The organism is Roseovarius litorisediminis (assembly GCF_900172295.1).
Lineage (GTDB): Bacteria > Pseudomonadota > Alphaproteobacteria > Rhodobacterales > Rhodobacteraceae > Roseovarius > Roseovarius litorisediminis.
The window spans coordinates 525,122-538,516 of sequence record NZ_FWFL01000001.1 but is presented as its reverse complement, the minus strand read 5'-3'; the positions used below and the strand labels follow the sequence as shown (position 1 = coordinate 538,516).

14 protein-coding genes are annotated in these 13,395 nt (G+C 57.5%); 6 read left to right on the top strand and 8 right to left on the bottom strand.

Going from position 1 to position 13,395, the window contains the following annotated elements; all coding sequences use genetic code 11:
* Positions 1-150 precede the first annotated feature (150 nt).
* A complete protein-coding gene (locus PEL8287_RS02560) occupies positions 151-1,467 on the bottom strand; it encodes an HlyC/CorC family transporter (protein ID WP_085890770.1) in 1,317 nt (438 codons plus the stop codon).
* A gap of 70 nt (positions 1,468-1,537) precedes the next feature.
* On the opposite strand from PEL8287_RS02560, the gene PEL8287_RS02555 reads away from it, so the two are divergent.
* On the top strand, positions 1,538-2,356 hold the full coding sequence (locus tag PEL8287_RS02555) for a metallophosphoesterase family protein (protein WP_085890769.1): 819 nt from the start codon (positions 1,538-1,540) through the stop codon (positions 2,354-2,356).
* Here the strand turns inward: PEL8287_RS02555 and PEL8287_RS02550 are convergent.
* From PEL8287_RS02550 to PEL8287_RS19925, 3 genes are read right to left on the bottom strand one after another with little or no spacing between them, the layout of a single operon-like run.
* On the bottom strand, positions 2,293-3,264 hold the full coding sequence (locus PEL8287_RS02550) for a site-specific tyrosine recombinase XerD (RefSeq protein WP_085890768.1): 972 nt from the start codon (positions 3,262-3,264) through the stop codon (positions 2,293-2,295). The two genes, PEL8287_RS02555 and PEL8287_RS02550, sit on opposite strands and share 64 nt — an antisense overlap.
* Positions 3,261-4,793, bottom strand: coding sequence for a hypothetical protein (locus PEL8287_RS02545; RefSeq protein WP_235862129.1), 1,533 nt, complete (start codon positions 4,791-4,793; stop codon positions 3,261-3,263). The genes PEL8287_RS02550 and PEL8287_RS02545 overlap by 4 nt, the downstream gene beginning before the upstream one ends.
* Positions 4,780-4,929 carry a hypothetical protein gene (locus tag PEL8287_RS19925; RefSeq protein WP_176228533.1) on the bottom strand — a complete coding sequence of 50 codons (150 nt, stop codon included), beginning with the start codon at positions 4,927-4,929 and terminating at the stop codon, positions 4,780-4,782. Before PEL8287_RS19925 ends, PEL8287_RS02545 begins: the two co-directional genes overlap by 14 nt.
* 112 nt (positions 4,930-5,041) lie before the next feature.
* On the opposite strand from PEL8287_RS19925, the gene PEL8287_RS02540 reads away from it, so the two are divergent.
* Positions 5,042-5,602, top strand: coding sequence for a shikimate kinase (locus PEL8287_RS02540; RefSeq protein ID WP_370737911.1), 561 nt, complete (start codon positions 5,042-5,044; stop codon positions 5,600-5,602).
* Positions 5,599-6,714 (top strand): 3-dehydroquinate synthase, encoded by a 1,116-nt coding sequence (gene aroB / locus PEL8287_RS02535; protein ID WP_085890766.1) that lies wholly within the window; start codon positions 5,599-5,601, stop codon positions 6,712-6,714. The genes PEL8287_RS02540 and aroB overlap by 4 nt, the downstream gene beginning before the upstream one ends.
* Before the next feature lie 92 nt (positions 6,715-6,806).
* On the opposite strand, the gene arsH is transcribed toward aroB, so the two are convergent.
* From arsH to tyrS, 4 genes are all read right to left on the bottom strand, one after another.
* A complete protein-coding gene (gene arsH, locus PEL8287_RS02530; RefSeq protein ID WP_085890765.1) occupies positions 6,807-7,529 on the bottom strand; it encodes an arsenical resistance protein ArsH in 723 nt (240 codons plus the stop codon).
* Between the two features lie 10 nt (positions 7,530-7,539).
* Positions 7,540-8,559 (bottom strand): ACR3 family arsenite efflux transporter, encoded by a 1,020-nt coding sequence (gene arsB / locus PEL8287_RS02525; protein ID WP_176228547.1) that lies wholly within the window; start codon positions 8,557-8,559, stop codon positions 7,540-7,542.
* Positions 8,560-8,611: 52 nt separating this feature from the next.
* Positions 8,612-8,944, bottom strand: coding sequence for an ArsR/SmtB family transcription factor (locus tag PEL8287_RS02520; RefSeq protein ID WP_085890763.1), 333 nt, complete (start codon positions 8,942-8,944; stop codon positions 8,612-8,614).
* Between the two features lie 127 nt (positions 8,945-9,071).
* Positions 9,072-10,325: a tyrosine--tRNA ligase gene (tyrS, locus tag PEL8287_RS02515; protein ID WP_085890762.1), complete on the bottom strand. Its 1,254-nt coding sequence runs from the start codon at positions 10,323-10,325 to the stop codon at positions 9,072-9,074.
* A 63-nt stretch (positions 10,326-10,388) separates the two neighbouring features.
* Here tyrS and PEL8287_RS02510 point away from each other — a divergent pair, with 63 nt between their 5' ends.
* The 3 genes from PEL8287_RS02510 to PEL8287_RS02500 are packed head-to-tail and all read left to right on the top strand — an operon-like array spanning position 10,389 to position 13,395.
* Positions 10,389-11,504 (top strand): anhydro-N-acetylmuramic acid kinase, encoded by a 1,116-nt coding sequence (locus tag PEL8287_RS02510; RefSeq protein WP_085890761.1) that lies wholly within the window; start codon positions 10,389-10,391, stop codon positions 11,502-11,504.
* Positions 11,501-12,250: a maleate cis-trans isomerase family protein gene (locus PEL8287_RS02505; RefSeq protein WP_235862127.1), complete on the top strand. Its 750-nt coding sequence runs from the start codon at positions 11,501-11,503 to the stop codon at positions 12,248-12,250. The genes PEL8287_RS02510 and PEL8287_RS02505 overlap by 4 nt, the downstream gene beginning before the upstream one ends.
* Positions 12,247-13,395: a trans-sulfuration enzyme family protein gene (locus tag PEL8287_RS02500; protein ID WP_085890760.1), complete on the top strand. Its 1,149-nt coding sequence runs from the start codon at positions 12,247-12,249 to the stop codon at positions 13,393-13,395. The genes PEL8287_RS02505 and PEL8287_RS02500 overlap by 4 nt, the downstream gene beginning before the upstream one ends.

Sequence of the window (13,395 nt, the reverse complement as noted above, 5' to 3'; positions counted from 1 at the left end):
GAAACCCAAGCCAGATACCCAGATCGACGTCAAAGCTACGCCGCTGAGCAACCGCCAACACTGCGCTGTTGCTCTGCGTGATCGCGTCATCATGTTTTAGATTGGGGCTTTGTAAGGATCGCACCAAAGACCGCAGGGTCTTTACGGAATTCAGTCCAACAGCTTGCCGATTTTCAGCTTGGTAATCCGGTTGTCCTTGCGTGACATCACTTCAAACCTGAACCCGTGAAAACTAAACACCTGACCTACTTTCGGGATCATTTGCGCCTCGTGGATCACCAGACCGGCAATTGTGTTTGCCTGATCGTCGGGTAGTGCCCAGTCGGTGATGCGGTTCAGATCGCGAATGGTAGTGGCGCCGTCTACAAGAAATTGATTGTCCTCAATCTCCCTAATTTCAAGTTCTGATTCTTCCGGGTCGAATTCATCAGTAATCTCTCCAACAATTTCTTCCAGAATATCCTCAAGCGTGATCAACCCTTGAATCGCCCCATATTCATCGACCACGAGCGCAAAATGGCTGCGGATCCGAAGGAACTGACGCATCTGTTCATCCAGCGTGGTGGTTTCGGGGACAAAGTACGGCTTCATCATCACTTTGCTGATATCGAAAGACTTCAGCGTTTTAAGGGATGAGCCGGGCCTCAGAACCAGTTTGTGCATCGCGCGCAACAGATCCTTGGCGTGGACCACGCCAATGATGTTGTCTGGTTCATTGCGAAACACGGGCAGGCGGGTATGGTTGCTGTTCAGGCATTGATCCAGAAGAATTTCAGGATCAGTATCGACATCAATCATTTCGATCTGACTGCGGTGAAGCATGATCTCTTCAACCGCCCGTTCCCCCAGGTCCAGTGCGCCCAGGATACGATCCCGGTCTTCCTTCTGAACCACGCCTTCTGATTGACCCAGGTAAAGAGCGCCCGCAATTTCCTCGCGGACGGCAAGGATATGGCTGTCGGGGTCCGTCTTGACGCCAAACAGGCTTAGAATCCCGCGCACAAACCATCGAACGGTCGAAACGATTGGAGAAAAAACCTTTATTACCAGCACAATGACGGGCGCGGTTCGTGCGGCAGCCACTTCTGCATTGGTGATGGCGTAGGTTTTTGGAAGCACTTCGGCAAAGATCAGAACCAGCAAGGTCATTACCAACGTCGCCAGGGCGACACCGCTTTCACCAAAAATTCGCGTGAACAACGCGGTGGCCAGCGATGCCGCCAGGATATTCACCAGGTTGTTGCCCAGCAGGACGGAACCGATCAGGCGTTCATTGTCCTCAGTTATATCCAGCGCACGTTTTGCGCCGGCCGACCCTTTTTCCGCCTGAGCGCGCAGCTTGCCACGTGATGCGGCGGTTAGCGCTGTTTCACTCCCCGAGAAAAAAGCCGATAAAATCAGCAGGGCAATAATGGCGCCACTGGTCAGCCAAAAAGCCGTATCAAGGGTGAAAGATGTAACTTCCATTCAGATCTTTGTCCTTTTATCCACTAGGGTTATGGGGTGCCTAGGCATCGCAATCAAGGGATCTTTAGCGATGAAACTGCAGGATTTGGGAGAGTTGGATGCGCCCGTCTTTTTATTCGGAGGGCCGTATTCTAACCTTCAGGCCACACAGGCGGCGAAGGCGGCGGCGCACGACAGGCAAATTCCGGCGTCCCATGTGATCTGCACCGGTGACATCTTGGCCTATTGTGGCCAGCCTGTTGAAACCCTGTCGGAGATTCAAAGCTGGGGCTGTGCCATTGTTGCCGGAAACTGCGAAAAACAGCTGGCAAGTTTTCAGCAGGATTGCGGATGCGGGTTTGACGAAGGCACTGTCTGCGACCGGCTGTCGGCGGGATGGTATGGTCATGTGGATCAGGCCGTTCAGGCTGCTGACCGTGACTGGATGGCGAGCCTGCCTGACATTTTAACCTTTTCGCATCAGGGCCTTCGTTGTGCAGTTATCCATGGTGGCCTGAGAGATATCAGTCGCTTTATCTGGGGAGTAAGCGAAGATACTGTATTTCTTGAGGAAATCGGTGAAATTCATGCTGTGACCGGTCATGTGGATATCGTCATTTCCGGCCATTGCGGTTTGCCTTTTCAGCGAAAGGTGCAGGGGGTGACGTGGCTAAACGCCGGCGCGATTGGTATGCCACCGAACGATGGCCGGTCCGAAACCCGTTATGCCGTTTTGTCCGACGGACGGGCCGAAATCTTTGGCCTCGAATATGATCACGTTGGTGCTCAGACTGCAATGAAGGCCGCCGGACTTATCCAAGGCTATGACGCTGCCTTAGTTTCGGGCTACTGGCCGTCCGAAGATGTTTTACCACCCGAACTTAGGCGTTCGGCTTTGGCCAACGGGTGATGTTTCAGAACCAGTTCCTTCAGGCGTTCCTCCAAAACATGAGTATAAATCTCGGTTGTTGCCAGGTCTGCGTGGCCCAGCAACGTCTGGATCGCGCGCAAATCAGCCCCATTCGCCAGCAAATGGGTGGCAAAGGCGTGCCGAAGAGTGTGGGGCGTAACCTTGGAAGGGGAAATGCCGGCCACAACGGCCAGTTCCTTGATCAGTGAATAAAACCGGTGGCGGGTCAGGTGGCCCAATTTGCCATTCGATGCAAACAGATACGTCGATGGGGGGCGGCGTTTCTGTCGGTCCAGATCAGCGTTTCTGTCACGAAACTCCAACCAATCCGCAAGGGCCTCACGCGCCGGAGGAGATAGCGGAACCATGCGTTCCTTGCCACCCTTACCACGGATCAAAAGCATCCTGGGATCGCCACGTGTTGCCGCCACGGGCAACGAGACCAGTTCAGTAACCCGCATGCCAGTTGCATAAAGCAGTTCCATAAGACAGGTGTTGCGGCTTCGATCGGCAGTGTCTCGACCGTGCGTGCGTGCCGCCTCGAGCAGCCGATCCACCTCGTCCTGGCTGAGTGTTTTGGGCAATCGCTGGTCGCGACCGGGGCCCTTGATACGAATGGCTGGGTTGTCCTCTCGCAACCGCTCTTCAAAGGCAAAGCGATAGAGTTGCCGGATTGCCGAGAGGCGCCTTGCACGTGTCGATTTTGCAAGCCCTTGGCTATCGCAAAAGACAAGGTAGGCCTCGACATCCTGCTGGGTTGCTTCTGATATGGTAAAGGAATGATTTGTCAGCCAACTCTGATAATCTGTCAAATCGCGTTCATATGCGGACAATGTGTTCGCCGAGGCACCAAGTTCGGCTGCTTGTGCTTCAAGAAACATGGGTATCCAGTTCTTGCGCAGGGTCATCGAGTTTCTTTCAGAATCAATAATTGAAGTGCGGCCCTGCGCGCCGTGTCTTCAAGGCCAACGGCGCGAAACGTCGCCAAGGCACCTGAAATGGCGCCAGTGTCCGAACTGCCCGCCCGGTCCAGTTGGTTGGCAGCAGCCAAGATTGCCTGTCCCAACTTTCCCTGATCCAGCAGCGCCTGGTGCTTAGGTGAGGCCTTGGTTGATGAAAATGCTGTGGCAATTGCCTGCTCTAACCCAGAGTGCGCAGCGTCGGCAGTTGGCGTGCCGCGAGCGATATCTGCAAGAAATTTCTGGCGTGGTGTCTTGGCGGTCAGGGTTGTCATTGCAGCTTCGTAATCCGGCGAAAGAAGAGCAATTTCAAACAGTTGATGCTGTGCGTTCGTTGATAAATCTGCGTCTTGCAAACGTTGACTGAATAGTTGCGCGAACGCCACTTCAAGTCCCTGGGATCGGAAAGCTTCAAACGCATCGGATAAAGTTTCAGAAACAGCTTCCCCAGAGCTTTCAGACAGGGCATCGTCCAGCGCCTGAATGCTGGCAACCCGGTCCCACACCCCTCCGGAAGCGGCAGGGGTGCGCTCGGTATAAAGTCCCAAAAGGCGCGTCGCGGGTAGGGCGCCTGTGTGGGTCAGACGCTCGGCCGCTTCAATTTCCGACTTCCACCCCGTTGTTTTACGCAGATCCGCGATGGCATAGGCGCGCGGCAAACCACGGGTCGGCAGGGGGCTTCCGATGGCTTCGAACAAACGGAAAAGAAGTGGTGTCAAGGACGGGCTTGGCACAGTTGCAGGTGTATCTGAAATCGTTTCGGGATCAAGAAACTGCGCCAGCAGGGTTACCTCGATCGGCGTCAGGGCGCCAAGGGCGGCGGCAGTTTCGTAAGTCAGTGCAGCAGTTTGCCAGTCGCCTGCGCGGGCCGTGCAGTAAATCCGGGCGGCATAGCTTTGGCTGAGAGAGGGATCAGCACGAAGGTTCTGGCAAGGAGCGTCTTCGCTTCCATTCAAAAGGGCCAGGTCAAGCCATTGGTCGAAAAGATGTTCCGTAGATGGCCCTGCACGCTCGATCAACGCCAGAGCGGGTTCTACTGCGCCGAAATCCATCAATATTTTCGTGCGGACCTTTAGGAACTTTCCATCCGCTGGCGCATCAGATGGGGCGTCAGCTTCGGCCATTAAAAGCGTGTAATACAGAGCCTGAACCGCTGGGATTGGTTCGTTCGAGTGATCGGCAAGTAGCCGGGTCAGGTCATCGGTCCTGCTGGGATACCAAAGATCTTTGGGGAGCCCGGTCGTGGACGTGGGCAACAACCCGACGGCATCCGGCGATGCGGCGCCCAACGGCAATACGTCCACCTGCGGTATCACTACACCGTTTGTGACCGGTGGCTCGTTTAATTGCGGGGCAAGTGGTTCTGCAATCGGAACTGGAACCGGTTGGCCGAGCCAGTCAATGGCCGTCAGAGGGGTCTGGGCCGCCAGGGTCGTCGCCAGTAAAATGGCGAAAACGGATATACTAACCGGTTTCAAGAATGATTTCCTGGCGAATCTCTTCAGAGGGTGGCGAGAAGTCCGCGCCGAAAAACGGCCCAATATAAGCATATATGACAAGCGCGATAAATGCCAGAATGGCCAGGTAAAACAGCCATTTAATCAGTCTTGTCATTGTAAGTTCTGCCCGTTTCCATTTTGCTTTTACCCACTTTATAACTGGCCTTTCGGGCAAGATCACGTCATTCAGTGAAAAACGCGAACAATTGGCAGGGGAGCGCCGAGACGTGGCTGCGACAGGAACCTGGAAGCTGAAAAAAACCGTCGTTCTGGTTGGGATGATGGGGGCAGGCAAAACTGCCGTGGGCAAAGCGCTTGCAGCCCAGTTGGCTGTGCCGTTTGTGGATTCTGATACTGAGATCGAAAAAGCGGCGAACATGACGATAGCTGAGATATTTCAAAGGGATGGCGAAGCTTTCTTTCGCGACCGTGAAACCGAAGTCATTGACCGTCTGCTGGATACATGTTGCGGAGTCCTGTCGACAGGTGGCGGAGCATTTCTGTCTGAGCGTAACCGTCAACTGATTTCGAAAAAGGGAGTGTCGGTCTGGTTGAATGCCGATTTGAAACTTTTGTGGAGTCGGGTAAAGCATAAAAATACCAGACCTTTACTGCGTACTTCCAATCCATTTGAAACCCTGCGGGTGCTTTATGAAGACCGCGTTCCGATTTACGCCAAGGCGGATCTGAAGGTTGAGGCGAAACCAGAGTATTCCATTGAAACGATGGCCGGGCATGTGCGGGACGCGCTGGCTGGCCGCAAAGATGTGTTGGAGCAATGTAGATGATGGAAACGGTCCATGTTGGTTTGGGTGATCGGGCGTATGACATTCACATCGGACCGGGGTTGCTGACGCGGTCCGGATCGTTTTTTGCACCGTTCCTTAAGCGCCCCCGTGTGGCGATCATCACCGATGAAACTGTCGCGAAACTGCATTTAAGTACGCTTGTCAAAGGATTGGAACTACAAGGTATTTCGTCCTCTTCTCTGACGCTCCCAGCGGGAGAATCAACAAAATCATGGCCGCATCTCGAGCGTACAGTTGAATGGTTGCTGGACGAAAAGATCGAGCGCAATGATGTCGTCGTGGCCTTTGGTGGTGGTGTTATTGGCGACCTTGCGGGTTTTGCCGCGGCTGTGTTGCGACGGGGCGTCAGGTTTGTACAGGTACCGACAAGCCTGCTTGCGCAGGTGGACAGCTCGGTTGGGGGCAAGACGGGTATCAATGCGCCTCAGGGCAAAAACCTGATCGGCGCGTTTCATCAGCCCAGCCTTGTGCTGGCCGATACCGAGGTGTTGGACACGCTGACCGAACGAGACTATCTGGCTGGTTACGGCGAAGTCGTAAAATACGGCCTTCTGGGAGACAGTGAATTCTTTCAATGGCTTGAAGGAAATGCTTCACGTGCTGCTGCGGGAGATATGGCGGCACGGATCAGGATCGTGAAGCGTTCGGTCGAAATGAAAGCCGACATTGTTGTGCGCGATGAAACCGAGCAGGGAGATCGGGCGCTCTTGAATTTAGGTCATACATTCTGCCATGCTTTGGAGGCGGCCACGGGGTATTCCGACCGGCTTTTGCATGGCGAGGGTGTGGCGATAGGTTGTGCACTGGCGTTTGAACTTTCAGCGCGCATGGGTTTGTGTTCGCAGGAAGATCCAAGCCGGGTTCGCCAACATTTGAAAGACATGAAGATGAAGGTTGATCTATCTGATATCCAAGGAGAATTGCCAGATGCGGATGCACTGCTGAACCTGATGTCACAGGATAAAAAAATGATGGCAGGCAAGCTACATTTTGTTCTTGCAAAGGGCATCGGCAAGGCATTTGTCACTTCGGACGTCGACCCAGACACGGTGCGCGGCGTGCTGCGCGATGCGCTTGAACTGCGCGGCTAAAACGTACGATGGGTACGAAACGTACGTGGATTTCGTACGCGGGTGGATAGGGTTTCAGATGCGAGCGTACGTTTTGTACGTTTCCAGGGGTTTCAACCACCCGTTGCCTTTGGCGCATTCACCCGTTTTGACAACTCTTCCCGTGATTCTATCCGCTCGGAATAGCGGTCCGTCAGATAGGGTGCTGTGCCGCGGGTCAGTAGCGTGAACTTGACCAGTTCTTCCATCACATCAACGACGCGATTGTAGTAGGGGCCGGGTTTCATCCTGCCCTCGGCGTCGAATTCATCCCAGGCTTTGGGCACCGAGGATTGGTTGGGTATCGTGATCATCCGCATCCAGCGGCCAAGAATGCGCATTTGATTGACCGCGTTGAAGCTTTGGCTGCCGCCGCAGACCTGTGCCACGGCCAGCGTCTTGCCCTGGGTCGGACGGATGCCGCCGATGGGGGCCAGCGGTATCCAGTCAATCTGGGTTTTCAGAATGCCGGTCATCGCACCGTGGCGTTCCGGGCTGACCCAGACCATGCTTTCTGACCACAGGACCATTTCGCGCAGTTCGGCAACCTTGGGGTGGGTGGCGTCCGCATCATCGGGCAGAGGCAGGCCGGAGGGGTCAAAGAGACGGGTTTCAGCGCCAAGGCGTGACAGGATGCGTGCAGCCTCTTCGGCCAGATGGCGCGAGAAGGACCGTTCGCGAAGAGAACCATAGAGCAACAGGACACGCGGCGGATGGCGGGGCTGCTCATCCGGGAAAAGCCGGGCCATGTCGATGGTGTGAAACTGGCTGTCGTCGATGTTGGGCGTGTTCGGCATGATTTCCCCTTCAGCCGGGAAACCAGTGGCGGGTACGGTTGGCGAAGGCCACCAGTGACAGCATGACCGGCACCTCGACCAGCACACCTACAACCGTGGCAAGGGCAGCGCCAGATCCAAGCCCGAACAGGCTGATCGCGACGGCGACCGCCAGTTCAAAGAAGTTCGACGTGCCGATCAGCGCGCAGGGGGCGGCGACGTTGAAAGGCACCTTCCACAGCCGCGCTGCACCATAGGCAACAAAAAAGATGCCGTAGCTTTGCAACAGAAGCGGCACGGCAATCAGGGCTATGACCAGCGGCGTTTCCAGAAGCACCTGTCCCTGAAACCCGAAAAGCAGCACTACGGTAATCAACAGGCCGAGAATGGTGATGGGTTTGATTTGGTCGCGAAAGGCGTCAACCGCTGCTTCACCGCCTTTTCCCATCAGCCGGGTGCGGGTGAACAGCCCGGCGATCAGCGGGATCACGATATACAGCAGGACCGACAAAAGCAGCGTTTCCCATGGTACGACGATGTCAGTTACACCCAGTAAAAACGCTACGATGGGGGCAAAGGCAAAGACCATGATCACATCATTCACGCTGACCTGAACCAGCGTATAGGTGGCATCGCCCCGGGTCAGATTGGACCAGACAAAGACCATTGCAGTGCAGGGCGCCGCCCCCAGCAGGATCACACCTGCCAGATAGGCCTGCGCGTCGTCGGGCGGGATAAGGCCCGCAAAGACAAATTCAAAGAACAAAACCCCAAGAGCCGCCATGGTAAAGGGCTTGACCAGCCAGTTGATTGCCAGCGTGATGATCAGGCCCTTGGGGCGTTCACCGATTTGTTTGAGCGCGGTGAAATCCACGCCGACCATCATCGGATAGACCATGGCCCAGATCAGCAGCGCCACGGGCAGGTTGACCGAGGCAATCTGCAGATCCGCCAGCAGTTGAAAGAGGCCGGGGATCAGGTTGCCCAACAAAACGCCCGCGCCGATGGCCAGCGCCACCCAAAGCGACAGCCAGCGTTCAAATGTGCCCATGCCGCCAGCGACGTCGGTTGCGGTTTGATTGGTCATGAGTTTGGTCCTTTTATCAGCAGGCGCAGGCGATTTCATCTATCAGCGGTTGGCATTTCGACGGCTGCCCGCCACAGCAATCTTCCATCAGGAAGGCCAGCAATCCGCGAACACCGTCCATATCGGCGAAATAGCGGATGGTGCGGCCTTGCCGGGTGTTTCGGACAAGGCCGGATTGCAGCAGGATGGCAAGGTTGGCGGACATGGTGTTTTGCCGAACGCCAAGGGTTTCGGCGATCTGACCGGCGGCCATGCCCTCGGCGCCGGTACGGACAAGCAGGCGGAAGACATCGAGCCGTGTATCCTGGGACAGGGCTGAGAAGGCGGCAAGAGCGTTTAAGTTTTCCATATATCGGGAAGTATTGATATATGGATTGAATCGCAAGTGACAGTTTTGTGACGGGGTCACCGAAGTCTTTGAAAGACTTCGGTCCGATTTCTTTTGAAGAAATCGGTTGGCGATGCGTTGAAAATGATCAGTCGGCGAGCTTCACAAGCGCGTGGCGCTTTTTGCCGGCCGAAAGCTTGATCGGCGAGGCCAGAGCGGCCGCGTCGAGCAACAGGCCGGCATCGGTCAGCGGCGTGTCGTCCAGCCGGGCGCCGTTTTCAGCGATCAGGCGCTTGGCCTCTTTACCCGATTTGGCCAGGCCCGCCTTGACAATCAGTTGCACGATGGAGATGCCGTCGCCCAGGTCGGATGCCGATAGCGAGACGGTGGGCAGATCGTCACCGATGCCGCCTTTTTCAAACACCTCGCGGGCGGTCGCCTCAGCGGCGGCGGCAGCGTCTGCGCCGTGCAGTAGCTTTGTCACCTCGTTGGCAAGGATGATCTTTGCGGCGTTGATCTCGGAACCTTCCAGGGCGCCAAGACGTTCACATTCATCCACCGGCAGTTCGGTGTAGAGCTTCAGGAAGCGGCCTGTGTCGGCATCGGTGGTATTACGCCAGAACTGCCAGAAAGTGTAGGGCGCGCACATGTCGGCATTGAGCCAGACGGCACCGTCCTGGCTTTTGCCCATCTTCTTGCCGTCCGACGTGGTCAGCAACGGCGAGGTGAGACCATAAATCTCGTGATCCAGCACCCGTCGGGTCAGGTCGATCCCGTTGACGATATTGCCCCACTGATCCGACCCACCCATTTGCAGCAGGCAGCCATAGCGGCGGTTCAGTTCCAGAAAGTCATAAGCCTGCAGGATCATGTAGTTGAATTCAAGAAACGACAGCGATTGTTCGCGATCAAGGCGGGATTTGACTGATTCGAAGCTGAGCATGCGGTTGACCGAGAAATGCCGCCCGATGTCGCGCAGGAAATCGAGGTATTTCAGATCATCAAGCCATTCGGCATTGTTGAGCATGAGCGCGCCGGTCGGGCTGTCGTCGTAATCCACATAGGCGGCAAAGACCTGTTTGATGCCGCCGATATTGGCGTCGATCTGATCAGGGGTCAGCAACGGGCGTTCATCCGCGCGGAAACTGGGGTCACCCACCTTGGTGGTGCCGCCGCCCATCAGGGTGATCGGCTTGTGCCCGGTCTTTTGCAGCCAGCGCAGCATCATGATCTGGATCAGGCTGCCCACATGCAACGATTTGGCGGTGGCATCAAAGCCGATATAGGCCGGCACCACGCCTGCGGTCAAAGCCTCGTCCAGCCCCTGATAATCGGTGCAGTCCGCCAGAAAGCCGCGCGCCATCATGACGTTCATGAATTCCGATTTGGGGTGGTAGGTCATAATGCTTGTCCCGTGGTGGTTTGCGGGGCATGTATAGGCAGGTAACAGGCGAAGGAAAAGGCCATGTTGAAGGCTGAACGCATGTGGGCGTTGGGGGCGATGTCCGGTACGTCGCTGGACGGCGTTGATGCGGCCATGGTCGAGACCGATGGTGAGGTGATATTTGGCTTTGGCGACAGCACATATCGCCCATATTCAGCGCAGGAACAGGGGGTTTTGGGGCGCGCGCTTGGCAAGTGGCCGGGTGAGAATGTCAGCGAAGCCTTGCGGATTGTTCAGACGGCGCATGAGGACGTTCTAAGCGGGTTTGACGGCGCGGCGCTGGTGGGGTTTCACGGGCAGACGCTGGCACACGAGCCGCGCGGGCGCGGTACATATCAGATTGGTGATGGCGCTGCATTGGCCGAGGCATTGGGCATTCCGGTGGTCTGGGATTTCCGCAGCGCGGATATGGAGCTGGGCGGCGAGGGCGCGCCGCTGGCGCCGTTTTTCCATTTTGCCTGCGCGCGGTGGATCGGCGCCGAGGCGCCCGTGGCGTTTCTGAACCTTGGTGGCGTGGGCAATCTGACCTGGGTTGATCCTTCAAGGAGAGCCCCCGAATCTGACGGCGCGCTGCTGGCTTTTGATACCGGGCCCGCCAATGCACCAATCAACGACCTGATGATGGCACGGTGCGGTCAGCCGTATGACAAAGGCGGTGCCGTTGCCCGCAAGGGCACGGTGGCGCAGGGCGCACTGGAGCTGTTTCTGGCCGAGCCGTATTTCATGCGCATGCCGCCCAAATCCCTTGACCGCGATGCGTTCAAGGACATGATTGGGCTGGTCGGTGAATTGAGCGATGCCGACGCGGCGGCCACGCTGACGGGAATGAGCGCAGCGGCAGTGCTGCAGGCCATGGAGCATTGCCCATCCCCACCCGAGCGGTTGCTGGTCACGGGCGGTGGGCGGCATAATCCGGTTCTGATGGAAATGCTGCGTGTCTCGCTGGATTTTCCGGTGGAGCCGGTGGAATCGGTCGGATTGGATGGGGATATGCTGGAGGCGCAGGCCTTTGCCCATCTGGCCGTGCGGGTGGCGCGAGGGTTGCCTACCTCTTGTCCCGGCACAACAGGTGTCAGGGCGGCAGTTTCGGGGGGCACGATCAGCCGACCGCAGCAGAGCAAAAGGATAGCGGGATGACCATGGTTGAATTTGACAGGGGGGCAGGCGGCGGGGCCCGAGTTGGCATGGTGGTGCTGAGCACCGATGAGACGCTTGAGTTTGAGGCCCGGCAGGTGCTGGCTGGGCGTGACGTGAATATGATGCACACAAGGATCGAGTCGCATCCGCAGGTCACGCCCGAGTCTTTGCAAGAGATGAAGGCGCTGATGCCGGCCTCGGCCTGGTTATTGCCTGCGGCACTGGATGCGGTTGCCTATGGCTGCACCTCGGCCTCGGTCCTGATCGGGCCGGAGGTGGTCGAGCGCCAGATACAGACGGTTCAGCCCGGTGTGCCGGTGACCAACCCGATCACGGCTGTGATCGCGGCGCTGACTGCATTGGGGGTCAAACGGATTGCGCTGGTGACGCCCTATACGGCCGCTGTTGCCGCGCCGATGCGCGCCTTTCTGGCGGATCGCGGGATTCAGACGGTGAAGGAAATCAGTTTTGGCGAGGGCGATGACCGTCAGGTGGCACGGATCAGTCAGGCCTCGACCCTTGCGGCGATGCTGGATGCGGGCCGCAATGACGGGGTGCAGGCAGTTTTTGCCAGTTGTACCAATCTGGGCGCGTTCAACATCATTGATCAGGCCGAAGCCGAGCTGGGCCTGCCGGTAATCAGCTCGAACCTGGCGCTGATCTGGCATTTGTTGCAACTGGCGGGGGTTGACGCATCAGGCTGGGGGCCCGGGAAGTTGTTCAGGGATCATGGGGCTGTTGGATGAGCACTGATGCGGACAAGCTGAAACCGGCGACAATTGCTGCGCATGCGGCAGGCGCCGTTGATGTGGCAGGCGCCGGTGTGGTTCCGGGCGTGCATCTGGCGACGACCTATCGGCGCGGGGCGGATAACGCGCTATTGGTGGCGGGTAATGCCTATGGCCGGGATCAGAACGAGACCGTACGGCAGGCCGAAGAGGTTTTGCGGCAGTTGGAAGGAGCAGCGGCAACGCTGCTTTTCCCGTCGGGCATGGCGGCAATAGCGGCGCTGTTCCGTACCCTGCCGAATGGCGCGCGTGTGGTGCTGCAATCCGGCATTTACTGGGGCGCCACAGCGTGGATTCGTGATTTTTGCTCCCGACGCGATCTTGTGCTGGACGAGGTGGATGCCCCGGACCTGCAGGCGCTGAGCGCTGCCTGTGTCAGCCCCGCCGATCTGGTGTGGATCGAGGTGCCGTCAAATCCGTGGCTGAAGACAGTGGATATTGCCGCCGCAGCCCGGATCGCCCATGCCGCCGGCGCGGTACTGGCGGTGGACAGCACAGCGGCCACGCCGGTGCTGACACGGCCGCTGGAACTGGGTGCCGATTTTGTGATGCACTCGGGCACAAAGGCGATCAATGGTCATACGGATGTAGTGGCGGGTGTGCTGTCGTGCCGCGACAAGACCAGCGCGATCTGGCAGGCGGTCGGCATCGACCGCCACGATGCCGGCGCCATCATCGGCCCGTTCGAGGCCTGGCTGCTGATGCGCGGGATGCGCACGCTGCCCCTTCGGATTGAGCGGATGTGCGTCAACGCGATGGCGATTGCCAAGTTTTTGCAAGCCCATGAAGGTGTCGAGGCGGTTTTCTATCCCGGCTTAACCAGCCATGCCGGGCATGAGGTGGCTACACGCCAGATGAGCGGCGGTTACGGTTATCTGATGTCGGTGCTGGTCAAGGGCGGGCGCAAACGGGCGCTTGACGTCATTGGGCGGCTGCACCTGTTTCATCGGGCGACGTCGCTGGGGGGTGTCGAAAGCCTGGTCGAGCATCGCCATACGATCGAGCCCGACACAGGCATTCCTGAAAACCTGTTGCGCCTGTCCATCGGGATCGAAGATGCGGGCGACCTGATCGCCGATCTGAAACAGGCCTTGATGGCGTAG

Bases quoted from the DNA above. Each gene is read 5' to 3' on its own strand.
- PEL8287_RS02560 (WP_085890770.1), bottom strand. From the start codon at position 1,467: ATGGAAGTTACATCTTTCACCCTTGATACGGCTTTTTGGCTGACCAGT.
- PEL8287_RS02555 (WP_085890769.1), top strand. From the start codon at position 1,538: ATGAAACTGCAGGATTTGGGAGAGTTGGATGCGCCCGTCTTTTTATTC.
- PEL8287_RS02550 (WP_085890768.1), bottom strand. From the start codon at position 3,264: ATGACCCTGCGCAAGAACTGGATACCCATGTTTCTTGAAGCACAAGCA.
- PEL8287_RS19925 (WP_176228533.1), bottom strand. From the start codon at position 4,929: ATGACAAGACTGATTAAATGGCTGTTTTACCTGGCCATTCTGGCATTT.
- aroB (WP_085890766.1), top strand. From the start codon at position 5,599: ATGATGGAAACGGTCCATGTTGGTTTGGGTGATCGGGCGTATGACATT.
- arsH (WP_085890765.1), bottom strand. From the start codon at position 7,529: ATGCCGAACACGCCCAACATCGACGACAGCCAGTTTCACACCATCGAC.
- arsB (WP_176228547.1), bottom strand. From the start codon at position 8,559: ATGGGCACATTTGAACGCTGGCTGTCGCTTTGGGTGGCGCTGGCCATC.
- PEL8287_RS02520 (WP_085890763.1), bottom strand. From the start codon at position 8,944: ATGGAAAACTTAAACGCTCTTGCCGCCTTCTCAGCCCTGTCCCAGGAT.
- tyrS (WP_085890762.1), bottom strand. From the start codon at position 10,325: ATGACCTACCACCCCAAATCGGAATTCATGAACGTCATGATGGCGCGC.
- PEL8287_RS02510 (WP_085890761.1), top strand. From the start codon at position 10,389: ATGTTGAAGGCTGAACGCATGTGGGCGTTGGGGGCGATGTCCGGTACG.
- PEL8287_RS02505 (WP_235862127.1), top strand. From the start codon at position 11,501: ATGACCATGGTTGAATTTGACAGGGGGGCAGGCGGCGGGGCCCGAGTT.
- PEL8287_RS02500 (WP_085890760.1), top strand. From the start codon at position 12,247: ATGAGCACTGATGCGGACAAGCTGAAACCGGCGACAATTGCTGCGCAT.